This window comes from Synechococcus sp. GEYO (genome assembly GCF_900473955.1).
In the GTDB taxonomy this organism is placed as follows: domain Bacteria; phylum Cyanobacteriota; class Cyanobacteriia; order PCC-6307; family Cyanobiaceae; genus Synechococcus_C.
This window is the reverse complement of sequence record NZ_UCNL01000008.1, coordinates 418,538-439,713: the sequence shown is the minus strand read 5'-3', so window position 1 is coordinate 439,713 and position 21,176 is coordinate 418,538. Positions and strand designations below refer to the sequence as shown.

At 58.1% G+C, this 21,176-nt stretch carries 26 protein-coding genes; 13 read left to right on the top strand and 13 right to left on the bottom strand.

Features of this window, described 5'->3' with window-relative positions; genetic code table 11:
* The first annotated feature begins 44 nt into the window (after nucleotides 1-44).
* Nucleotides 45-812, top strand: a complete 768-nt coding sequence (locus DXY37_RS09570) for a DUF92 domain-containing protein (protein ID WP_244277054.1) — start codon at nucleotides 45-47, stop codon at nucleotides 810-812.
* An 84-nt stretch (nucleotides 813-896) separates the two neighbouring features.
* Nucleotides 897-1,094 (top strand): hypothetical protein, encoded by a 198-nt coding sequence (locus tag DXY37_RS09565; protein ID WP_115126386.1) that lies wholly within the window; start codon nucleotides 897-899, stop codon nucleotides 1,092-1,094.
* Here DXY37_RS09565 and DXY37_RS09560 read toward each other — a convergent pair whose 3' ends face one another.
* From DXY37_RS09560 to DXY37_RS09545, 3 genes are all read right to left on the bottom strand, one after another.
* Nucleotides 1,095-1,454: a sigma factor gene (locus DXY37_RS09560; protein ID WP_115126385.1), complete on the bottom strand. Its 360-nt coding sequence runs from the start codon at nucleotides 1,452-1,454 to the stop codon at nucleotides 1,095-1,097.
* Nucleotides 1,455-1,676: 222 nt separating this feature from the next.
* Nucleotides 1,677-2,198 (bottom strand): YqhA family protein, encoded by a 522-nt coding sequence (locus DXY37_RS09550; RefSeq protein WP_244277025.1) that lies wholly within the window; start codon nucleotides 2,196-2,198, stop codon nucleotides 1,677-1,679.
* A gap of 57 nt (nucleotides 2,199-2,255) precedes the next feature.
* Complete coding sequence (locus DXY37_RS09545; RefSeq protein ID WP_115126382.1) at nucleotides 2,256-2,495, bottom strand: hypothetical protein; 240 nt, start codon at nucleotides 2,493-2,495, stop codon at nucleotides 2,256-2,258.
* Nucleotides 2,496-2,574: 79 nt separating this feature from the next.
* Between DXY37_RS09545 and mfd the strand changes: the two genes are divergently transcribed.
* The 3 genes from mfd (at nucleotide 2,575) to DXY37_RS13605 (ending at nucleotide 6,988) form a co-directional block, all read left to right on the top strand.
* Nucleotides 2,575-6,117: a transcription-repair coupling factor gene (gene mfd / locus DXY37_RS09540; RefSeq protein WP_115126535.1), complete on the top strand. Its 3,543-nt coding sequence runs from the start codon at nucleotides 2,575-2,577 to the stop codon at nucleotides 6,115-6,117.
* A gap of 94 nt (nucleotides 6,118-6,211) precedes the next feature.
* Nucleotides 6,212-6,379: a hypothetical protein gene (locus tag DXY37_RS13340; protein ID WP_170951834.1), complete on the top strand. Its 168-nt coding sequence runs from the start codon at nucleotides 6,212-6,214 to the stop codon at nucleotides 6,377-6,379.
* Between the two features lie 441 nt (nucleotides 6,380-6,820).
* Nucleotides 6,821-6,988, top strand: a complete 168-nt coding sequence (locus DXY37_RS13605) for a hypothetical protein (RefSeq protein ID WP_244277023.1) — start codon at nucleotides 6,821-6,823, stop codon at nucleotides 6,986-6,988.
* Between the two features lie 65 nt (nucleotides 6,989-7,053).
* Here the strand turns inward: DXY37_RS13605 and DXY37_RS13685 are convergent, their stop codons facing one another.
* From DXY37_RS13685 to DXY37_RS09505, 5 genes are all read right to left on the bottom strand, one after another.
* Entirely contained in the window at nucleotides 7,054-7,185 is a 132-nt protein-coding gene (locus DXY37_RS13685) for a hypothetical protein (protein ID WP_256377374.1), read from the bottom strand.
* A 350-nt stretch (nucleotides 7,186-7,535) separates the two neighbouring features.
* A complete protein-coding gene (locus tag DXY37_RS09520) occupies nucleotides 7,536-8,888 on the bottom strand; it encodes a S41 family peptidase (RefSeq protein ID WP_115126379.1) in 1,353 nt (450 codons plus the stop codon).
* Nucleotides 8,889-8,925: 37 nt separating this feature from the next.
* Nucleotides 8,926-10,161: a (E)-4-hydroxy-3-methylbut-2-enyl-diphosphate synthase gene (gene ispG / locus DXY37_RS09515; protein WP_115126378.1), complete on the bottom strand. Its 1,236-nt coding sequence runs from the start codon at nucleotides 10,159-10,161 to the stop codon at nucleotides 8,926-8,928.
* A gap of 130 nt (nucleotides 10,162-10,291) precedes the next feature.
* The gene (locus DXY37_RS09510; protein ID WP_244277021.1) at nucleotides 10,292-10,846 is read right to left on the bottom strand and encodes a uracil-DNA glycosylase; all 555 of its coding nucleotides are present in this window, start codon (nucleotides 10,844-10,846) and stop codon (nucleotides 10,292-10,294) included.
* Nucleotides 10,846-11,256, bottom strand: a complete 411-nt coding sequence (locus DXY37_RS09505) for a VOC family protein (RefSeq protein ID WP_115126533.1) — start codon at nucleotides 11,254-11,256, stop codon at nucleotides 10,846-10,848. The genes DXY37_RS09510 and DXY37_RS09505 overlap by 1 nt, the downstream gene beginning before the upstream one ends.
* A gap of 147 nt (nucleotides 11,257-11,403) precedes the next feature.
* Between DXY37_RS09505 and DXY37_RS09500 the strand changes: the two genes are divergently transcribed.
* The 5 genes from DXY37_RS09500 to DXY37_RS09480 are packed head-to-tail and all read left to right on the top strand — an operon-like array spanning nucleotide 11,404 to nucleotide 16,501.
* A complete protein-coding gene (locus DXY37_RS09500; RefSeq protein WP_115126377.1) occupies nucleotides 11,404-12,582 on the top strand; it encodes a pyridoxal phosphate-dependent aminotransferase in 1,179 nt (392 codons plus the stop codon).
* Between the two features lie 41 nt (nucleotides 12,583-12,623).
* Complete coding sequence (locus DXY37_RS09495; RefSeq protein ID WP_115126376.1) at nucleotides 12,624-13,523, top strand: putative selenate ABC transporter substrate-binding protein; 900 nt, start codon at nucleotides 12,624-12,626, stop codon at nucleotides 13,521-13,523.
* Nucleotides 13,520-14,278: an ATP-binding cassette domain-containing protein gene (locus DXY37_RS09490; RefSeq protein WP_115126375.1), complete on the top strand. Its 759-nt coding sequence runs from the start codon at nucleotides 13,520-13,522 to the stop codon at nucleotides 14,276-14,278. The genes DXY37_RS09495 and DXY37_RS09490 overlap by 4 nt, the downstream gene beginning before the upstream one ends.
* A gap of 8 nt (nucleotides 14,279-14,286) precedes the next feature.
* Nucleotides 14,287-15,804, top strand: a complete 1,518-nt coding sequence (locus tag DXY37_RS09485) for a phosphonate ABC transporter (RefSeq protein ID WP_170951833.1) — start codon at nucleotides 14,287-14,289, stop codon at nucleotides 15,802-15,804.
* Between the two features lie 28 nt (nucleotides 15,805-15,832).
* Complete coding sequence (locus DXY37_RS09480) at nucleotides 15,833-16,501, top strand: GDSL-type esterase/lipase family protein (RefSeq protein WP_115126531.1); 669 nt, start codon at nucleotides 15,833-15,835, stop codon at nucleotides 16,499-16,501.
* A gap of 21 nt (nucleotides 16,502-16,522) precedes the next feature.
* Here DXY37_RS09480 and DXY37_RS09475 read toward each other — a convergent pair whose 3' ends face one another.
* From DXY37_RS09475 to DXY37_RS09465, 3 genes are all read right to left on the bottom strand, one after another.
* Nucleotides 16,523-16,939, bottom strand: a complete 417-nt coding sequence (locus DXY37_RS09475) for a hypothetical protein (RefSeq protein ID WP_115126374.1) — start codon at nucleotides 16,937-16,939, stop codon at nucleotides 16,523-16,525.
* The gene (locus DXY37_RS09470; RefSeq protein WP_115126373.1) at nucleotides 16,936-17,172 is read right to left on the bottom strand and encodes a hypothetical protein; all 237 of its coding nucleotides are present in this window, start codon (nucleotides 17,170-17,172) and stop codon (nucleotides 16,936-16,938) included. Before DXY37_RS09470 ends, DXY37_RS09475 begins: the two co-directional genes overlap by 4 nt.
* 167 nt (nucleotides 17,173-17,339) lie before the next feature.
* Nucleotides 17,340-17,963 carry a DUF938 domain-containing protein gene (locus DXY37_RS09465; RefSeq protein WP_115126372.1) on the bottom strand — a complete coding sequence of 208 codons (624 nt, stop codon included), beginning with the start codon at nucleotides 17,961-17,963 and terminating at the stop codon, nucleotides 17,340-17,342.
* A gap of 131 nt (nucleotides 17,964-18,094) precedes the next feature.
* Here DXY37_RS09465 and DXY37_RS09460 point away from each other — a divergent pair, with 131 nt between their 5' ends.
* Together DXY37_RS09460 and DXY37_RS09455 are read left to right on the top strand one after the other, a co-directional pair.
* A complete protein-coding gene (locus DXY37_RS09460) occupies nucleotides 18,095-18,748 on the top strand; it encodes a hypothetical protein (RefSeq protein WP_244277019.1) in 654 nt (217 codons plus the stop codon).
* A gap of 113 nt (nucleotides 18,749-18,861) precedes the next feature.
* A complete protein-coding gene (locus DXY37_RS09455; RefSeq protein WP_067096978.1) occupies nucleotides 18,862-19,050 on the top strand; it encodes a hypothetical protein in 189 nt (62 codons plus the stop codon).
* Between the two features lie 198 nt (nucleotides 19,051-19,248).
* Here DXY37_RS09455 and DXY37_RS09450 read toward each other — a convergent pair whose 3' ends face one another.
* Nucleotides 19,249-19,551 carry a hypothetical protein gene (locus tag DXY37_RS09450; RefSeq protein ID WP_115126370.1) on the bottom strand — a complete coding sequence of 101 codons (303 nt, stop codon included), beginning with the start codon at nucleotides 19,549-19,551 and terminating at the stop codon, nucleotides 19,249-19,251.
* On the opposite strand from DXY37_RS09450, the gene DXY37_RS09445 reads away from it, so the two are divergent.
* Entirely contained in the window at nucleotides 19,535-20,251 is a 717-nt protein-coding gene (locus DXY37_RS09445) for an alpha-ketoglutarate-dependent dioxygenase AlkB (RefSeq protein ID WP_244277017.1), read from the top strand. The two genes, DXY37_RS09450 and DXY37_RS09445, sit on opposite strands and share 17 nt — an antisense overlap.
* Here DXY37_RS09445 and DXY37_RS09440 read toward each other — a convergent pair.
* Nucleotides 20,226-21,143, bottom strand: coding sequence for an AEC family transporter (locus DXY37_RS09440; protein ID WP_244277015.1), 918 nt, complete (start codon nucleotides 21,141-21,143; stop codon nucleotides 20,226-20,228). The genes DXY37_RS09445 and DXY37_RS09440 overlap by 26 nt on opposite strands.
* Nucleotides 21,144-21,176: the final 33 nt, after the last annotated feature.

The window sequence follows — 21,176 nt, the reverse complement described above, 5'->3', positions numbered from 1 at the left end:
AGCGCCCTTCAGCGTTGATGCTTAGGGCAGTGCAACACAGCCTGATGTTTTTCACGCCTTTTGAGCTCCCGTCTCAAACCGCTGCGCTGTGGCTCACCGCGCTCCTGGTTAATGCGCTTTTGATCTGTTTTGCGCAGCGCTTTCCGTTGCTCACCCAGGCCGGTTGGTGTCATTCAGGCATCCTTGGCACGGTGCTCTGGGGTTCGCTGGCTTGGCGCGGCTGGTTGGCCGTTGTGGCCTATCTCGTGCTTGGTTCGCTGGTTACCAAGCTGGGCTTTGCCAGGAAGCAGGAGCTTGGTCTTGCCGAGGGGCGAGGCGGTCGTCGCGGTCCAGAAAATGTCTGGGGCTCGGCCTTCACCGGTCTTGTGCTGGCTTTGCTGATCGCCGCTCGCATCGGTTCGCCGATGTTGTTGCTGATTGGCTTCTCCGCGAGTTTTACGGCCAAACTGGCCGACACCTTCGGCAGTGAGATCGGCAAGCGCTGGGGCCGGACCACCTTGCTGATCACCACCCTGCGGCCGGTGCCCGCTGGGACCGAGGGTGCGGTGAGTGTGGAAGGAACCCTGGCCAGTGCCGTTGGCAGTCTGCTAATGACGGTTGTGATGGCTCTGCTCGGATTGCTTCAATCCGGAGCTGCCTTTGCTGTTGTGTTGGTGGTGGGTTTTATCGCCACACTGCTGGAAAGTTTGCTGGGAGCTCTTGGCCAGGACCGCTTGCCCTGGCTGAGCAATGAGCTGGTTAATGGTCTGCAGACCGCATGGGCGGCAGGCCTGGCGATCGTTTTCGCTTGGCTTCTGGGCTTGTCGGGGTGAAATCTCGACCGGCTTCGGCACGCAGGGTGTTGAGCATTCCTCGCAGTGCAGTCCGCAGCATGAGCCGGTCGATGCATTCGCGGCGTGCAATCTCTGTCAGGAGAGTCCGTCGATCCAGAACGCACAGAGCCAACGGCAATGGTTCGGCTCCAAGCTGTTCAACATTTGGATCAGCCATTCGTGCTGTGGATCAGCCGGCTGGCATCGGTGATCTTGCAGACCATCGATCCAGGCCTCTGGTTCAGAAGAACCATCGCTGTTGCTGCGCTGATGATGGAGTGACTAGATGCAGGCCTCTCGCCAGCGATCAGTGCTGACTCCGAGTTGTTGAGCGAGATCTTTATTGCTGAGTAGCGGCTGCCCGGCATGCAATCGCCGCTCCTGCGCTTTCATTCCCCGGGCATGCAGATCACTTAGTCGCCAGGGGATTCGCATCGTTTGCAGCCGGTCTCTTCTGTAATGCCTGATCTGGCCGGTGATCCTCGGCATCGCATAGCTGCTGATGCGGTGGCCGCGACTGGCCTCAAAACGCTCAACAGCTCGGATCAGCCCATAGCTGCCTTCCTGCACCAGATCGTCGCGTTCACCGGAACCGTTGTGCAGCAGACGGTCGGCACCGAGATGTGCCAGCCCGAGGTGCATCAGCACAGTGTCATTGCGCTGCAGGATCTGCTCAGAGATCGATCGGCGGCGTTAATGCTGTCGTTGACGTTCAAGTCGTCGTTGAATTGCCGCCGGATGCGTGGTGTTGGTCATCGATGCCATCAAGCAGGAACCTTTTCAAGGTCCGCTGAGTCATGGCTGGCTCACATCACTCCTGTGGATGAACAGATTCATCTTCAAGGGGGAGGAATGGGAAGGTGATCAGTGCTTGCCAGTGCGCCCGATTAGGTAGGAGCTGAACGCCAACATCAGCACACCTGCGCAGTACTGAATCAGCTCGGTGATTGAGGTCACCTCAAAGCTCACCATTACCTTGAACGCCGTCACGATCAGGGCAACGATGATCACCTTGGTGAGCTTCTGTTTCAGACCATCGAGATCTTGGATGTTCAGCAGATTGCGTCTTGAAGACGATTCATCGTTCTGTCGCGGGTCGATGTCGGAAATCACCAGCTCGTAGATGCCATAGCCAAAAATCAGCAGGGCGATGCCGATGAGGTAGTAGTCGATGCCTCCCACCACCTTCCCAATCAGCAGCGTGCTGTTGTCGTGGGTGAAGTCACCTCGAAAGACTTTTCTGAGAACGCTTATCTCTGCGTAGGTGCCGATAACAAAACAGCTGATGCTCCCCAGCAGACTCATCACCACGGGAATCAGTGTGACCAGTCGGAACTTCCAGATCAGCCCTTCAAATTTGCGCTCTAGGCGGCTCGATCGGTTCATGCTCGGCTTGTTCATGGTGGCGCTGGGTCTGGATTCGTTTGGATGTGAAGGGATGACTTAAGCGAGGTTCTCCGATGTCGGAGGTCTGGAAGGAGGTGGAGGGCCCAGAAGCGCTGGTATGGAGAGTCCCACAAGGGCTGAGCTCACGGTCAGAAAGACAGCCAGTGGAATGGGCTTCACCAGTGGCTGCCGTTCCATCACGGTGCCGCAACGGAAGCACACGGGCAGGGCCCCTTTCGGAGGGTGTAGGACGACCGCAGGACCACAACAGCAATCAGGGCAGCGGAATCGAGGCATGGCCGAAGAGCGCGTGCTGATACACGCAGTGGCGAACTGTGAATTGCGACAATCATGCGTTGCCGTCAGTGGTCCTGCCATGCCCCTCAGCTCCCTGGTGCGCCTGCTGCAGTGCTCAGCGCTGACCAGTGAGCTCGGCGAACGCATCGATCGCCCCGACCGGCTCCTGCTCCGCGGAGGTGGTCGGGGGGCCAGGGCTCTTGTGGCCAGTGCGCTGGCGCGCCAACAGGATCGGCCTCTGCTTGTGGTCGTGCCGACCCTTGAGGAGGCGGGGCGCTGGACGGCTCTTCTGGACCTGATGGGCTGGCGCAGTGCCCAGCTCTATCCCACCAGTGAAGGTTCGCCCTATGAACCGTTTGACCCCACCAGTGAAATCACTTGGGGGCAGTTACAGGTGCTCAGTGAATTGCAGCTCGATCAACAGAGCTGCGATCTGGCGATTGTGGCCACGGAGCGCTGTCTTCAACCGCATTTGCCACCGCCGCAGGCTTTATCTGATCGATGCCGAACCCTTCGTAAAGGCGACAGCGTCGACCTTGAGGATCTAGCCACCAGCCTGGCCCAGCTTGGTTATGAACGGGTTTCCACCATCGACCAGGAAGGTACCTGGAGCCGACGTGGCGACATCATTGATGTTTTCCCAGTCAGCAGTGAACTGCCGGTGCGTCTGGAGTTCTTTGGTGATGAGCTCGACAAGCTGCGTGAATTTGATCCCGCCAGCCAGCGTTCTCTTGACCCGATCGAAAGTCTGAGGCTGACCCCGACAGGCTTCAGTCCTTTGATCGCTGAACAGCTGCGCGATGCCATGCCCGATGGTCTCGATCAGTTTCTCAGTGAGGAATCACTGTCTGAATTGCTGGAAGGGGGGACTCCCGAGGGCATGCGCCGCCTACTTGGACTGGCCTGGAAGCAGCCTGCCTCACTTCTCGACTATCTCCCGGCCAACAGCTTTGTGGCCATTGATGAGCGACGTCATGGCCGCTCCCATGGGGACCAGTGGCTGGACCATGCCAGCGAGCATCACGACGAACTGGCATTGCCGTTGCCGATCCTGCATCGCGACATCGAGGAGGCGATGGGGCTGGCTGAAGCTTTCCCAGGGTTTGATCTGGCTGAGTTGCAGGAAAGTGATGACCATCCCAACGCTTTTGATCTCAACAGTCGTCCTGTGCCGGCCTATCCCAATCAGTTCGGAAAGCTTGGTGAACTGATCAAGAGCTACGGCAAGGAGAAACAGGCCGTTTGGCTGCTGTCTGCCCAGCCCAGTCGAGCTGTTGCGTTGCTCGAAGAGCATGACTGCATCAGTCGTTTCGTTCCCAATGCTGCTGATGCGCCTGCCATCGAGCGTCTGATTGAACAGGGAACACCTGTTGCTTTGAAGACACGCGGCACTGCTGACCTCGAGGGGCTGCAGCTTCCCGCCTGGCGGATCGCTCTCATCACTGACCGCGAGTTTTTTGGGCAGCAAACCCTGACCAGCACGGGCTATGTGCGCCGCCGCCGCAAGGCAGCCAGTCGCACGGTGGATCCCAACAAAATGCAGCCTGGGGATTTCGTGGTGCATCGCAATCACGGCATCGGCCGTTTCCAGAAGCTGGAAAAGTTGGCGATCAGCGGTGAGGTGCGTGACTACCTGGTGGTGCAGTACGCCGATGGCATCCTGCGGGTGGCGGCCGATCAGCTGGGCAGCCTCGGTCGTTATCGCGCCAACAGTGATGCTCCACCCCAACTCAGCAAGATGGGCGGATCGGCCTGGGTCAAGGCCAAGGAACGTGCCGGAAAGGCCTTGCGCAAGGTGGCGCTCGACCTGGTGAAGCTTTACGCCGAGCGACATCAGGCCCCTGGATTCGCGTTTCCGGTTGACGGCCCTTGGCAGAACGAGCTGGAGGAGTCATTCCCCTATGAACCAACCCCGGATCAGCTCAAGGCCACAGTCGACGTGAAGCGGGATATGGAGAAGTCGCAACCAATGGATCGCCTGGTTTGCGGCGATGTGGGCTTCGGCAAAACCGAGGTAGCGATTCGGGCCATCTTCAAGGCGATTACGGCCGGTAAACAGGTGGCGATGTTGGCTCCCACAACAGTGCTTGCCCAGCAGCATTGGAGAACGCTTTCAGAGCGTTTTGCGCCCTATCCCATCAAGGTGGCTCTGCTCAATCGCTTCCGAACCACCAGCGAGCGGAAGTCGATCCTTGAAGGTCTTAAGAAAGGCACCATCGACGCCGTTGTGGGAACGCATCAGCTGCTGAGCAAGAGCACGGTGTTCGACAAGCTCGGACTGCTGGTGGTGGATGAAGAACAGCGCTTCGGTGTCAACCAAAAGGAAAAGATCAAAGCGCTGCGTAAGGACGTCGACGTGCTCACTCTTTCGGCGACGCCGATTCCGCGCACGCTCTATATGAGCCTTTCAGGAGTGCGTGAGATGAGCTTGATCACCACGCCCCCTCCCTTGCGCCGACCGATCAAGACCCATCTGGCCGCTCTTGATGAAGAGGCGGTTCGCAGTGCCATTCGTCAGGAGCTTGATCGCGGAGGCCAAGTCTTTTACGTGGTCCCGAGGGTCGAGGGTATTGAAGATGTGGCTAGTCAGCTGCGTCAGATGCTTCCTGGCCTGCGACTACTGGTGGCGCACGGTCAAATGGCTGAGGGCGAGCTGGAGAGCGCCATGGTGGCTTTCAACGGCGGTGAAGCGGATGTGATGCTCTGCACCACGATCGTGGAAAGCGGACTCGACATCCCCAGAGTCAATACAATTCTGATTGAGGATGCCCATCGATTCGGACTGGCGCAGCTTTATCAGTTGCGAGGACGTGTCGGTCGTAGTGGCATCCAGGCCCATGCCTGGTTGTTTTATCCCGGTAATGCCTCTCTCAGTGAAGCGGCACGGCAGCGACTGAGGGCGATTCAGGAATTTGCACAGCTGGGCAGTGGTTATCAGCTGGCGATGCGGGATATGGAGATCCGCGGGGTTGGAAACCTATTGGGAGTGCAGCAGAGCGGGCAGATGGAAGCCATCGGATTTGATCTCTACATGGAGATGCTTCAGGAATCCCTGGCCGAGATCCAGGGCCAGGACATTCCTGCGGTCGACGATACCCAGGTGGATCTGCAGGTCACTGCGTTCATTCCTGCTGACTGGATCACCGATGCCGACGAGAAGATGGCGGCCTATCGATCGGCAGCAGAGTGTGTCAGCAGCGAGTCTTTGGTTGAACTTGCAGCAATTTGGGCCGATCGCTACGGCGCTCTGCCCGGACCGGTTCAGTCGCTGCTCCAACTCATGGATCTGAAGCTTTTGGCCAAACGTTGCGGTTTTTCACGCATCCGTCCTGAGAAGCCGAACATCGCGTTGGAGACACCGATGGAGGAGCCGGCTTTTCGCCTGTTACGCCAGGGGTTGCCGCAGCATTTACATGGTCGGCTTGTCTATCAGCCCGGGGCTGGTGCGACGGCCAAGGTGATGGCCAGAGGCCTGGGAGTGTTGCCGATGGAGAAGCAGCTTGAGGAAATCAAGAGCTGGCTTGAGCAGATGGCCGCTCAGATTCCTGATGCCGAAGGACTCACAGCCGATGAGCGCGAAAAACAGCAAACCGCCCGTAACGAGGCCGTTCTCAGCGTTTAACCCTTCGCACTGATCCTTGCGAACGGGCAAAGATGAGAGAGTTCCTACACATTGCGCAATTCTTCGTTACACTGACGAGAGCAAAATTGACCACGTGGGCGAATTCATCGATCCAATTAGCAGCGTGGGTTCCATGGGTCTGTTTTCAAGCCTGATTGGGGCTGCGGCACTGGGTGTCTATGCCCTATGGCAGGACGATTCGCAAAATAATGACGACGATGATTCCTCACCTGGAGGTGGATTGATGCAGCCTGTGGCCTAAAACGTCCAAGCTTGCCTATCTCCTTTCAGTCACATCCCTTCAACCATCACCCTCCAGTGATGGTTTTTTTGTTTCTGCATAAGAACCTGGAACAGTTTCACGCTGTTCAGGGCATTTGAGCCAAGCTTTGCTTCGATGTTGGTGGTGTTGGCTTCTAGCCGTTTGCTTGTCAGTCTTTGCAGCCATTCCGGCGTAGGAGGTGTCCTGGGAAGCCATTGATCTTCTACGCAACAAGCTCACGCAGGCTGGTTTGCGCGTGGTTCAGAGGGATTGCTCTCAAGGAGGGCTCCAGGGTTTGTATCACCCAAGCAGCGACACCCTTGTGGTTTGTCGCTCGCACAGCTCCCCAGCCCAGGACTGGGACACCCTTGCCCACGAGGCAACCCATCGCATGCAGCGCTGCATTGCGGCCCTATCTCAGATCGGAAGCACCATTGCGCCATGTACTCAGCCCTTGCGCGGAGTCATCCGGCGGAGGTGCGTTCGATTCGTGTGTATCCCCGTCAGCAGCAGTTGGCTGAACTGGAAGCCAGATACACCGCCAAGCTCCCTCCACGTGATGTTCTGCAGTTGTTCGATCGCTATTGCGGAGCTGAGGTTCTCGTCTGAATGCCGTCAAAACGTTGTTTCACCCCGATCCATTGGGATGAATCATGAATTCATTACTGATGCAACTAGCACTGGCTGCCCTCGGTCAGTTCGGTGGCAATGGCTCCATGCCGATGGGGGCTGTTCCCATGGCCGCTGTTCCGATGGGGGGGGCTTCCCATCGGAGCTTTTCCTGCGGGAAGGAGACGTCCCGTCATGCCCGTGACCCGTTACCCCACTGCAACAGCGCCAGGTCGCACCTCATCTCTCCAGCTCGCATCACTGGCCACAGCCACATGCTTGATGCGAGAACGACAGCTAAGCCGCGCGTAGGCTGTTGATCTGCTTGATCGCCAGGGCCAGATCTGGGGATGGGAACCACGATGGGGGCAATGCATCCAACTCGCCACTGTCGATGGAGCGATCAACGCAGCTGGAGGCTGCAGAACCATGGTGCGCAGGATTCAGAACAGCCCTGTATCCATCCCATCAATGGCAACGGTCCCCGTCAATCGGAACCCGGTTCGCACGGATAGCCGCGTGAACGCGAGGGATTTGGATTGTTTCCCTATCGCTGAAAAGCGGAGCGCAGGTTTGCGGATCCTGGTTGATAAGCCTGACCGCGTTGTGGTGATCGCAGCGCTTTGATCAAGGTGGTTTCGGCAGCCCGGTACTGACTGTCTTTGCCAGTTCCGAGCTGTTCCACGGTCAGCGATTCGATCTCCTGATCGCTCAGCTTCACGTCCACATCCGGGCGGATGCCGTTCTTGTGAATATCGGTGCCTTTGGGGGTGAGGTATTTGGCAATGGTGACCGTCAACCCGGATCCATCGGAGAGGCCACGGACGGACTGGACCAATCCCTTGCCAAAGGTCTTCTGACCAACCAGAACGGCTCGTTTGTTGTCTTGGAGTGCCCCGGAGAGAATTTCGCTGGCACTGGCTGAACCTTCATTCACCAGCACCACCACCGGACTGTTGGTCAGCGCGTTACCAGTGGCGCGGCGCACATCCTGAATGCCATCTCGGGTTTTGGTGCTGACGATGGTGCCTTCATCCAACCATTGCCGTGCAATGTCGATGCTGGCTTCGAGTAGTCCCCCCGGATTACTGCGCAGATCGAGCACATAGCCCTGAGCCCCATCTTTTTCGAGCTCACGGATGGCAGCCCGCATCTCCCGGGCGGCATTGGCATTGAATTGCTTGAGGCGGATATAGCCGACTTTTTTGCCATCTGCTGCTGTATTGAGCCGACTTTCAACCGCATTGATGGCGATACGTGCTCTCTTGAGAGGCACCGTGACCACTTCCCCATTTCGGCGCAGCCCAAGAGTGACCTGGCTGCCTTCCTGACCTCGGATCAGCTTCACAGCATCTTCCGTGGTCATGCCCTTGGTGGGGTTGCCGTCGATCGAGACGATGACGTCCTTGGGTTGCACACCGGCCCTGGAAGCAGGGGTGCCTTCAATCGGGGACACCACAAGAATCTCTTTGGTGTCTTTGTCCAAAGTGATTTGAATGCCAACCCCCGTGAGCTCTCCGGAGGTGTCGATCTGCATCTCCTTGAACTCTTTGGGGTCCAAAAAGCGCGTGTAGGGATCATCGAGGCTGGCGAGCATGCCTCTGATTGCTTCATAAGACTCACTGGTGCCCGCATAGCTCTTTGCCAGCAGATCTCGTCTCAGGCTGGTCCAGGTTTCAGGGGAATATTTTCCTGAAGAGTCGAGAAAATCTCTGTAAACGATCTGCCAGACCTGGTCGATGACCTCTTTGGGGCTGTTGGTAATCGATGAGGAATTGGTGCTGGGGAGGCCAAGACCTGGTGACGCAATAGCGATGGCTGCGGTCAAGCCACCTGCCCCGAGCATCAGCAACAGACCCTTGTGCTGTGCATCAGCCGGTCGAGGACTTTTGGTGGTCATTGATGTCCTTCGGGGCCGTCTTTTCAGATTAACGAGTTCACTCAGGATCGACCCAGCGTCCGTCGTCTTTGATCAGCTGAATCAACGCCTGAACACCATCAGCTTCCGGTACTTTGCGGATCTCTTCGCGACCTCGATAGAGCGCGATGGTGCCCGGACCTTTACCGACATAACCGTAGTCAGCGTCTGCCATCTCTCCCGGACCATTCACGATGCATCCCATCACGGCGATGTCTAGCCCGGAGAGGTGAGAGGTTGCATTTCTCACCTGATTCAGCACTTCCTCGAGATTAAACAAAGTGCGACCGCAGCTCGGGCAGGCCACGTATTCGACCATGGTCTTGCGTAAGCCAATGGCCTGCAGAATCGAGTAGCAGACGGGGATTTCCTTTTCAGGAGACTCTGTCAGCGAGACACGGATCGTGTCTCCGAGACCCTCGGACAGCAGGGTTGCGATTCCTGCGGTGCTCTTGATGCGGCCGTAATCGCCATCACCGGCCTCGGTCACTCCAAGGTGCAGGGGGAAATTGAACCCTGCATTGTCGAGTGTGTCGGCCATCATTCGATAGGCAGCGAGCATCACAGGGGCCCTGGAAGCCTTCATCGAAATCACGATGTTGTGGAAATCGAGGTCGTCGCAGATCCGCACAAATTCCATGGCCGACGCCACCATTCCCTCGGGGGTATCGCCGTAGGTGAACAACATGCGCTCCGCCAGAGAGCCGTGATTCACCCCAATCCGGAGAGCTTTGTTCTCCTTCTTCAGTGCTTCGACCAGTGGCGAAAATTTGTCCTTGATGCGCTCGCCGATGGCATCGAATTCCTCCTGACTGAAGTCCTGTCGGTTGGGATCTGGTTTGTCGAAGACGAACAGACCGGGATTGATCCGCACCTTGTCCACGTGCTTGACCACTTCCAGAGCAATCCGAATGCCGTTGTGGTGAACATCCGCCACAAGAGGAACATTGCATCCCTGGGCGCGCAAAGCCGCACGGATCTTGCCCATGGCTTTGGCGTGGGCCAGGGTGGGCGTGGTCACCCGCACGATCTCGCAGCCGACATCAACGAGTCGAAGGATCCCGGCCACGGATCCTTCGATGTCGAGGGTGTCCTCGTTGATCATCGATTGAACGGCCACCGGGTGCTCACTGCCGATGGGGACTTCGCCGACCATGACCGTGCGCGTACTGCGCCTGCGAATCACCGTGTCGTAACGGGGATTGATGGCAACTTCACTGCTGCTTACAGGAGCACTGGTCAAGGTGCCGGTCATGGATCGGACGGGTTCTGAGCCAAACCTTGGCATAGACGTCAGCGCAATGACTTGCTGATGTCCCAGTCGAACCACATTTAGCGCTCAACGTGGACATGGACCCTGGTGCATCTCAATGGCTCAGCTCAGCTCAGCTCAGCTCGAGCAGCTGCAGTCGGCGTTTGGCTTCTCGCAGATCCTGCAGGGTCAGGTCCAGGGGTGTTCCAGCCTCGCGAGAGCGGAAGCGCAACAGGTAGGAGGGATGAAACACCGGCATGAAGTCGCGGCCGTCATGGCTCTGCCACTGGCCCCTCAGCTTGCTGATGCCGCTTCGGACGCCAAGTAGCGCCTGCAGGGCTGTGGCGCCTGAGAGCAAGACGAGTGTGGGATCAATCAGATCGATCTGTTGCCTCAGCCAGGGTCGGGAGATGTCGATCTCCTTCGCTGTCGGCTTGCGGTTGTTGGGCGGCCTGCACTTGATCACATTGCAGATGTAGAGCTCGTTTTGTTCATCCAGGCCTGCTTCGACCATGAGTTCACTGAGCAGCTGTCCTGAGCGACCCACGAACGGCACACCACGGGCATCCTCCTCCGCTCCGGGTGCTTCGCCGATCAGCATCAGGCGGGCATTCGGATTGCCACGTCCAACCACCAGCTGAGGGCTCTGCTCGCCGAGATTCATCGGTTTCAGCGCTGGTTTTGTCATCAAATCGTCTGTTCTGATGATTCAGGCCGAAGCACAAGCAGCAAAAAACTTTGGCCCTCTGGATCCTCCAGCCAGCATTCCGCTCCGAAAGATTCCAGCCTCGGTTCTTCTGTGCTTCTGCCTCCGAGTTGAATCACGTGCTGATGCCAAGCCTGGAGCTCCAGCAGGGGGTCAGCCTTTGCCCGTCGTTGCAGGCATGGCGCCAGCGCCGAGCCTGAGGCAGGCCATGGACGCTTGTGTGAGGGTGTGTAGATCTGCAGGCTTCCCTGTCCTGGCAGAGGAACAATCCAGTGATGCGCTGCCACGCCAGGTTTGGGGTTGGTGCCCAGAAGATCCGCATAGAACCTCGCCAGCTGCTCGGGCCTGCGTGAGGCGAGCACCCAGCTCAGAGCAATGTGTTCACCAGTCATTCCGACATGATCCTTGGTCTGGAGCCTGGCTGTGTGAGTCGTTTCTGGGTTGTCGTGCACAACACGTCTTCTCTGTTGTTTTTGACACCACATCAGGCAGGATGATCAAGCTTCTACCTGCGCATCCACTGGAGGGGTGCCGCTCTGATGTCACGCCCGCCATCCCTTTCAAGCCGGGCTGAAGCCCTCCAGCCTTCTCTCACCTTGGCGATCAGTGCAAGGGCTAAGGCCTTGCAGCAGGAGGGTCGCGATATCTGCAGCCTCAGTGCCGGGGAGCCCGATTTCGGCACACCCTCATTCATCGTTGAGGCTTCAATCCAGGCGCTGCGTGACGGGGTCACGCGTTATGGACCTGCGGCTGGAGACCCTGCCCTGAGGCGGGCGATCGCCAGCAAGATCACCAACGAAAACGGTCTCCCCACGGCGGCAGACGAGGTGCTGGTGACTAACGGGGGCAAGCAGGCCATCTTCAACCTGTTCCAGGTGTTGCTCAACCCAGGCGATGAGGTGTTGATTCCTGCGCCCTACTGGCTCAGTTATCCCGAGATGGCCCGCCTGGCCGGTGCAAAGCCGATTTCAGTTCCATCGTCAGCGCTCGACGGTTTCTGCCTGGATCTGCAGGCCCTCGAGGCAGCAATCACTCCGGCCACCCGTTTGCTGGTGATCAATTCACCGGGCAACCCCACCGGCCGTGTTCTCAGTCTTGATGAGTTGCAGCAATTGGCCGAGCTTGTGCGGCGTCATCCGCGTCTGCTGGTCATGACCGATGAGATCTATGAATATCTGCTGGATGACGGCGTTGAGCACCACAGCTTCGCTGCTCTGGCCCCTGATCTGAGAGATCGATGTTTCATGGTGAATGGCTTCGCCAAGGGCTGGGCGATGACCGGATGGCGCCTTGGCTATCTCAGTGGCCCCGCCTCAGTGATCAAGGCAGCCTCCGCTCTTCAGAGCCAGAGCACCAGCAATGTGTGCAGCTTTGCGCAGCGAGGAGCCATCGCCGCCATCGAGGGCTCCAGGGACTGTGTGAGACAAATGGCGGAGAGCTACAACGAGCGCCGGACCATTCTCGTTCAGGGGCTCCAGGCCCTCCCAGGCATCACGCTCGTTCCTCCCAATGGAGCCTTTTACGCCTTTCCCCAGCTCCCCGACGGCTGCGGTGATTCGGTGAGTTTCTGTAAGAAGGCTCTGGAGGAGGAGGGGTTGGCCATCGTCCCTGGTGGCGCCTTTGGAGACGACCGCTGTGTGCGTCTGTCCTGTGCTGTCTCGCGTGAGACGATCGCTGATGGGTTGTCTCGCCTCGCCCGCTTGCTTCCAGCCGGCTGAGATCGGGAAATACTCTCCTCACTCATAAGGTTTTTAGCGACATGCCTTCACGAGAACGCCAGGCCGTTGCCCTGCTGGCCGTATTGCTCTGCCAAGGGGCAACGGTCTTGCCTGTTCTTGCCCAGCCCACACTCAAGGTGGGGGCCATTCCTGATCAGAATCCTGAGCGACTGAATCGTCTCTATGGCCAGTTGGCAGACGAATTGAGTGATCGCCTCAATGTGAAGGTGCGCTATGTACCGGTCAGCAACTACCCAGCGGCTGTTAGCGCTTTTCGCACTGGTGGACTGGATCTCGTCTGGTTTGGTGGCCTCACCGGTGTGCAGGCCCGCCTGCAGACGCCAGGGGCTCAGGTGCTTGCTCAGCGCGACATTGATGCCCGCTTCCGCAGTGTCTTCATTGCCAACACAAGCTCCGGGCTGCAACCGATCAGCGCGATAAACGGTCTCACCAGTCTGCGAGGCAAGCGGTTTTCTTTCGGTTCAGAGAGCTCGACCTCCGGCCGTTTGATGCCACAACATTTTCTTGCCAAAGCCGGAGTGACTCCGAGTCAGTTCAGTGGTGGTCGAGCCGGATTCAGTGGCAGCCATGACGCCACGATCGCCGTGGTGCAGAGCGGTGCCTATGAAGCGGGTGCGCTCAATGAGCAGGTCTGGACATCAGCGGTGAACAACGGGCGCGTGAACACCGATAAGGTAAGTGCGATCTGGCGAACGCCTGAATACGTTGATTACCACTGGGTTGTTCGCCCGAAGCTCGATCAGCGGTTCGGGAAGGGTTTCACCACGCGCCTTCAGAAAGCGATCCTCGGCCTTGAGCCCACCACGCCGCGTCAGGTGACCATTCTTGAGCTGTTTACGGCCAAGCGCTTCATTCCGGCAGAGGCGAGTCAGTACAAGCCGATCGAAAAGGTGGGCCGGGAGCTGGGCAAGATCAGGTGACAGCGTTGTTGGAGCTCGATGAGGTGCGTGTTGCCGGTCCCCACGGGGATCGGCTGAACGCTGTAAGTCTCACGCTCCAGAACGGTGAGCGCATCGCCCTGCTCGGACGCAGCGGTGCTGGCAAGAGTTCTCTGATTGGTGTGTTCAACGGCAGCCTGCTCCCAGCAGCAGGGCACGTGCGCTTTCAGGGTGAGGCACTTGCGTCGCTCAGCCGGCGACAGCGCGCACGGATCGGCACCCTCTGGCAGGACCTGCGTCTGATCGAAGAGCTCAGCATTGGGCAAAACGTCAATGCCGGCGCTCTTGGCCGCCGTCGCCTGCCATGGGCTTTGGCCAACCTGTTGTTTCGGATTGATGCGGAGGCCAGTCGATCCTGTCTGCGCCAGGCAGGTCTGGAGGAATCGCTGCTGGCTGATACGGGGCTTGATCGTCCTGTGGGGCAGTTATCAGGAGGTCAGCGGCAGCGCGTGGCCCTGGCTCGACTGTTTCGACAACAACCTGATCTGATGCTGGCGGATGAACCCCTTGCCAGTCTTGATCCCGCCATCGCGACCGAAGTCTTGGAGAGACTTCTCATCCCTGAATCCGATGGCACTCTGCGCAGTGGAGCGCAGGCTGTGGTGGTGTCCTTGCATCGCCCAGAGCTGATCGATCGTTTTGATCGGGTGCTTGGCCTTCGCGCAGGACGGCTTGTGATCGATACGCCTGCATCGACTGTCTCAGCCCATGATCTGCGCGATCTGTATGCGCCGTGATTGCTCCAATGCGGCTTACTGCTCCCGTCCTTGTGCTGTTGCCGGCTTTTGCTCTGCTCCCAGTTCTGATTGTGGTGCTGAATGGAGCCCATGGCGGTGGGGCGGAGATTTTGGGCTCCTTTCTGGTCGGCGCCGTCAGTCCTTCCATGGATCCGGCTCTGTTGAAGGCCTTGCTGATGGGTCTGCAGGTGACGATCGCCACGGCACTCACTGGATGGAGCTGCAGTCTTGTGCTCGGCGTGTTGTTGGGGTGTCTGAGTTCGGAGCGTCTCTGGCTCACCTGGTCTCTTCCTGTCTGGCCAGCGATCGTGCTGCGGCGCCTGATGGCTCTGCCCCGCTCCGTCCATGAGCTGATTTGGGGATTGCTGCTGCTGCAGGTGCTTGGTCTGCATCGCTGGGTTGCGGTGATGGCGATCTCGATCCCCTATTCATGCCTGATCGCCCGGGTCTGGCGCGATCAGCTGCAAAGCCTCGATCCTTCCCGGCTTCAGGCCATGCTCCAGACCGGCTCTTCTCCCATGGTTGCCTGCATGACGGCGTTGTCGCCTGCCATGGGCTCGGTGCTGGTCAGTTATGGGGGCTACCGACTGGAGTGTGCGTTGCGTAGTGCCACCTTGCTTGGGGTCTTCGGGCTTGGCGGTCTGGGGATGGATCTGGAACTGAGTCTGAAATCTCTGCAGTTCCATGAACTGTGGACGGGACTGTGGTTGTTGACGCTGGTCACGATTGCTCTGGAGCAGGGACTCCGCTGTTGGAGGAGCTGGGGTGAACAAGCTCACTTCGGACAGCGCCAGGTCATGGGGTTTGCCGTCGCGGTTGTGATGTCAGCAGGTCTTGGCGGTGTCTGGTTGGCTCACCTGTTTCCCGATACAGGCTCCCTGATCTGGCTTCCTTTGCACTGGCCTGATTTCAGCAGTCTTCGCTTGGCGGCAGAGGAGCTCCCTTGGATCTCGATGCTGTGGGACACCTTGATCCTGACTGTGCTGGCGGCTGGAATCGCCATTGGCTTGCCGCCATTGCTGCTTCTGCTGACCCCAGCGCCTCTCTGGCAACGCTGCATCAGTGGCTTTTGGGTCCTGGTGCGGGTGATACCCCCACCTCTTGCTGTGCTTCTGTTGTTGCTCAGCAACCAGCCAACTCTGGCGATTGGTGCACTGGCGCTGGGGCTCCATAACAGCGGGGTGATGGGGCGATTGCTGCAGGAGGGTTTGCAGCAGCAGGATGACTCCGCTCAAGTTGCTCTGACCAGCAGCGGTGCGTCCTCGCAGATGGGCTGGCTGTATGGATTACTCAGTCCCAGGAGCCCTTCCTATCTCGCCTATGGGGCTTATCGCAGTGATGTGATTCTGCGTGAAACGGTGGTGGTCGGTCTGATCGGTGGAAGCGGTCTGGGCTGGCAACTGTTGGAGTCGCTCAGTTCCTTTCACTGGGCGGCGGTGTTGTTGTTGATCACCACCTATGCGGTGCTGACCCTGATCGGTGAATGGCTTAGTGATCAGTCACGGCAGCACTGGCTGCAAAGCTGACCCTGTTCAGCCGAACAGCAGTGGATTCATGCGGGCTCCCCGTCAACTGATCGTGATTGGAGACAGCGGCGTGGTGGGCTGGGGAGATCGTGAGCGAGGTGGATGGTGTGAACGTCTTCGCTGCCATTGGATGCAGCTCCCGGATGCGCCGCTGATCTACGGGCTCGGTGTTCGCGGTGACGGTCTCGAGGCCGTGTCAGCTCGATGGGAACGCGAGTGGTCTTGCCGAGGGGAATTGCGCCGGAAGAGGCCCGAGGCCCTTTTGTTATCGGTGGGGCTCAATGACACGGCTCGGGTTGGTCGCTCTGACGGCCGACAACCTCTTGATGCGCAGGCCTTTCGCTTCGGCTTTGAACAGCTGCTGCGGGCCATTCAGCCCCATGGCTCCGTTTTTGTTCTCGGGTTGACGCCTGTTGATGAACACGCCATGCCGTTCGCCGATTGTCTTTGGTACAGCAACAGCGATATTTCTCTGCATGAAGCCCAGATCGAGGAAGCCTGTCTTGAGGTGGATGTTCCTTATCTCAGCCTTCACCGGGCCATGCAGGCTGAGCCTGACTGGTTGCAGTGGCTGGAGCCGGATGGCATTCATCTCAATGCCGATGGCCATTCCTGGATCGAGCAACGTCTGCGCTCCTGGAATGCGCTCCAGCAATGGGCTGGGCTCCAGTCCTTGCAACAGGTCATGCCCTGCTGATCAGAATCAGAATCGTGCTTGTCAGCCGGTTGAATCTTCTCTGTTGATGCGCGGGCTCTTGAGCAGCTGTGCGAGTGCCCCTAGCGGCCACCCGAGATTGCGCAAGTGGCGAGCGAGAGATCTCGATGCCTCGTAATAGCCCTCCCCGTAGCTGTGGGAATAGCCGATCTCCTTCAACGTCAAAAGGAGCAGCCTGTGCTCGCGACGTGTTCCTTCCCTCGCCTCCAGCAATTGGAAGCCTCGCTCTCTGAGCTGTTTGAGGGACTGTTCGTTCAGATCGTCTTGGAACCCCAGGTACATCACATGGTCGATCTCTCTGTATGCGGTAAAAACGCGCGCGCCACGGTGGATTTCCAGGAACTGGTAGCGCTCCGTGACGGCGATCACGGCATCCATGCAGGGGGCTATGAGGGCATCCTCGATCTGAACGATATTCATGGCGTTGCGCTGCCGGCGGCCAGACGTTCTTCGCAGGCCACTTCGTAGTTCCGGACTGCACCGGCAGGGATCGAACCGTTGCTTTTGAGTTGGCGTACTGACAGCTCAACACACTGCAAGACCACGCTGGTCAGCTCTCGACCCTCGCACTGAGCCCAGCTGCGAAGCAGCACGTGCAGGCTCGGTGGAACGGAAACCGTGAGCTTCACCTGGTTTTCCCGTAGGGGCGCCATCCGCTCGGTCTTCACGTCAGAAGCACCATAGCCTGAAGTGACTGTGTAGTCACCACTGAGTCACCGTGAAGTTGCTTCAGAGTTGCTTTGAGCCGGTTTTGCGTGGTTTTGGTGCTGTGATCGTTTCCGTCAGTCGCTTCTGGGTGTCTGCGCGGGCACTGATGGTCTCAGCGGACCCAGGTGATCATGCGGTTCTTAGCAGGCATCAAGGTGATGTTCTGAAGCGTCAAGCCCGCCGTGCAGGCTTGTTTCAGAACGCTCGTCTGGTCCCGTACTCCCCAGTCAGGATTCCTTCCGCGTAAGGAGGCATCGAAGCTTCGATTGCTTTCACTGATGTGATGGCCATCAACGCTGAAGGGCCCATACACGCAGAGTGTTCCACCGCTTGGGAGCACTGCCGCTGATTGCGTGAACAGGGCGGTTGTGCAGTTCCAGTCAGAAATATGGAGCAGGTTGATCGCAACCACGGCCTGTGCAGGCTCTGTCAGTTGTTTCAGCCAGCCTTTGTCTCTCACGTCCAGTTGCAGCGCAGCCGGCATCTTCAGGGTCAGCTGTTCGTGACGAATCCAAGAGTCGATGCTTCGGCAATGCTCAGGATCGGGATCACTGCATTGCCAGGTGAGCTCTGGAAAGCGTTTCTGGAAGGTGACGCCGTGCTCGCCGGACCCACTGGCGATTTCAAGAATCAATCCTTTGGATGGGAGCTGTTGCGACAGCACATCTCCAATCGGGATGCGGTTGCGCTGGGTTGCAGGGAAGATCAGGCGTTCATCGCCGAAGCCGGAATTCATGCGATCAGTGCTGTCGGTTTCAGTCTGTTGTTGGGCGTTTTGCGCTCATCCTTTCAGCCTGCTTTATGTGTGTTGAGCCTGAAGTTAGGCACCACTCCCGATAACTTGAAGGCATCAATCGGGAGATTGCGTTGCCGCTCGGTTCGGTTGCCGACTATCTCGACTGGGTGATCAGTTTTGACGTCGATAAAGTCCGTCAGGAAGTGATGCTGCTTCGCAGGCGCTTCCCGGATGCGACGGCCTATGAGCTTGCGGAGCAAGCCTTCAGCGACGTGCGTCTGCGTGTGATCACAGCCGGCGCTGCCATGGGCTTGGCGGCGAATCCGCTGCTCAGTGTGGCTGGTGCGCTGGCTGATCTTTCCGTTACCACCCGTGCACAGCTTTTCGCTGCGGCCTGTGCCGCCGAACTCTTGATTCCCGGTTTTCTCGACAGCGAAGCAGCTCGATATGAATTGCTCATTCCTGTGTTCGGCTCGACTGTGATCAGTCAGTTGGCTGTGGAGTTTGGTCTCAAGGCTGTGAAGACCACCACGCGAGACGTTGTGCTCAGATTGATCAACCAGCGCAGCCTGCGCCTGATTAATGCAGTGATGACAAGGGTGTTTGGTCGCAGGGTGACGAAGAGAGCCTTGATCACCAAAACGATTCCACTCGTGGGTTGCCTGGTCGGTGGCGCCTGGAATGCCTTGGAAGTTGAGCTGATCAGGAACCGCACGCTGCGTTACCTCACCAACCAATTCATGGACCCTGTGAGAGTTGTCGAAGTCGAAGCGGTGGCTGGCTGACGCAGGCAGTCTGCGTTCGATTGCTGGAGTCACGAGCAACACATCAGAGTGTTGTGATTCACACAGCCATTGCTCGAGCTCTGTCGCTGAATGGTCAGAGCTGATTTTTGCGGATGAGTTATGAACCTGGCAGCTTGGACTGTCGTCTGTTGATTGATGCCAAGCATCACTTGGAGCTTGCACTGGCTTCACTCAGTGGTCTTCCCCAGAGCGATCACATTCAAAGACAGCTCAAAGCCGTTCATCAGCAGCTTGAGGGCATGCATGATCTCAAGAGATCTCTTCAGGTTGACAATGCCTGATCACTCACAGTTGCTCGCTGGAACTGGATTGATTGGACTCGCTTCTGGGTGACAATGACATCACTCATTTCAGCCTGCATGTTCGAAAAGAAGGATCGTCCTGCCTGGCTCAACTGGTTGTTTCTGGGCATTTTCCTGCTGTCGAGTTGGCAACTCGCCGGCTTCTGGTTTGAGAAGCTGCACGGTTGAATCCCGTTTTCACTCGGCTGCGATCGCCTTGGCGGCGGTGCGAGGTACCTCAGCCGCCGGCTGGGCGGATGATCTATTCAGTTCACGCTCGAGCGCTTCAACCCGGCGCTCACGCAGACAATGTTTGCAGCCCCCAGTGGTCTGGAGGTGTCGTTCAGGCGTGATGGTGATTTCCTGAACAGGGTGTTTGCAACAACGGATTTTCACAGGGCTCTTGAAGCTCCGCCATTGGATATCGGAGTAGTCGAACTGATCACCGAAGCGCTGTTTAGCTCGCTTCAGGAACGTTTCCAGCGTGATCCGTGCTCCCATCTATGCAATCTATGGGCTGTGCCCGGCAACTTCGCTCACCCTGTTATCCGTCTTCACGCTCCATCAAGGCTGCGTGAGCGCCAGAGTGCTCGGCCGTGAGGGTGAGCAGCGGATGGCCGCAAATGAGGCCGTTGAAGTGATGAACTGGACCCATCAGCCAGCCTGGCTATCGCCTGACGACCGCCAGATCTGGATGGATCGCTGCGTTCAGGAGATCAACTGGGATCAGCCGCAGGTCCGCGTTTATGGACGATGGCATCGCGTGCCAAGACTGACGGCTTTTCTGGCCGATCATCAGGTTGCCTATCGGTACAGCGGTGCAGTTCACCGTGGAGAGGGCTGGCCGGACTGGTTCCGTCCACTACTGGATCTCGTCTCGTCCAGAAGCTCAGCGCCTTTCAATGGCTGTCTTTTCAATTTCTATCGCGATGGTCAGGACCGGATGGGCTGGCACGCTGATGACGAACCAGAGATTGATGCCTCGTTTCCGATCGCTTCGCTGTCGCTGGGATCAAGCAGGGATTTGCAATTCCGCCATCGAGTCAGTGGAGCCCGTTGCGATGTCTCACTGGCTGACGGCGATCTGCTGCTGATGGATCCTGATTGTCAGAGGCTCTGGATGCATGGCTTGCCGGTGAGAAAGCGCGTGAGGCAAGCAAGGCTCAATCTCACGTTCAGGGTGTTCCGTTCAGTGGACTGATCAGCAGACCCCAGATCGGAACACTGATCAGCGCGACAAGTGTGCTGATCAAGATCAGTTGTGCTGGTCTGGCTGAGTTCAATTGTTCGGATTCAGCGATCAGCAAAACGGAAATTGCGGTTGGGGCAGCTGCCTGCAGAACCAACGCCTGACGTGCATAGCCAGACAGGGGTAAGGCCAGGCTGATCAGCAGCATGAGGGTCGGAAACAAAACAAGTTTGCAGATCAGCGGAGCAGTCAGATCGACGTCTAGACCCTTCAGCTTTCGTGCTGCGATATCCCCCAGCCGCATACCCACTACAACCAGCGCTAGCACGATCACAGCTCGTGATGGCAGCCAAAGAGCATCACGGATTGGTTCATGCCACGGGGTTGCCTTCACGATCAGTGCCCCAAGCAATCCCCTAGTGGCTGGACTGGCGCTGAGATGTCCAAGCAGATCTCGCCAGCGCCCACGGGTGGTTCCCGCTTGCCCTCTTCGGCTGAGCCAGAGAGGTCCCAGGCTCCAGGTCAAAAGGGTTGCGCCCAGGTCGTAGCCAATGCTCACCGCTAGCGCCTCCGGTGGAAGCAGGGCCAGGGTGGCTGGAATCCCGAAGTAAGCCGTGTTGCCGATGCAGCTGCCCATCTGCAGATCCGGCTGGCTCAGAGCAGCGTTGCCAGAACTCAACAAGTGCAGGATCACCAGCATGAGTGCGATGGCTGCAACCGCGAGCAGCGCCATCCCAAACAGCGACCCATTGATGCCGCCATGCAGCAGTAGCCCCATCAGGCTCAAAGGAACGCCAAATCGCACCAACGGAAGGGCCAGTGGTGCGATCCACTGGGGTCGCCATCGTCCAATCAGTGCTCCCCCGAGCAGGCAGGGAGCCATCTCCCAGAGGAGGTTCAGCACGGGGCATGAATCAACACATCAACAGTAGAAACC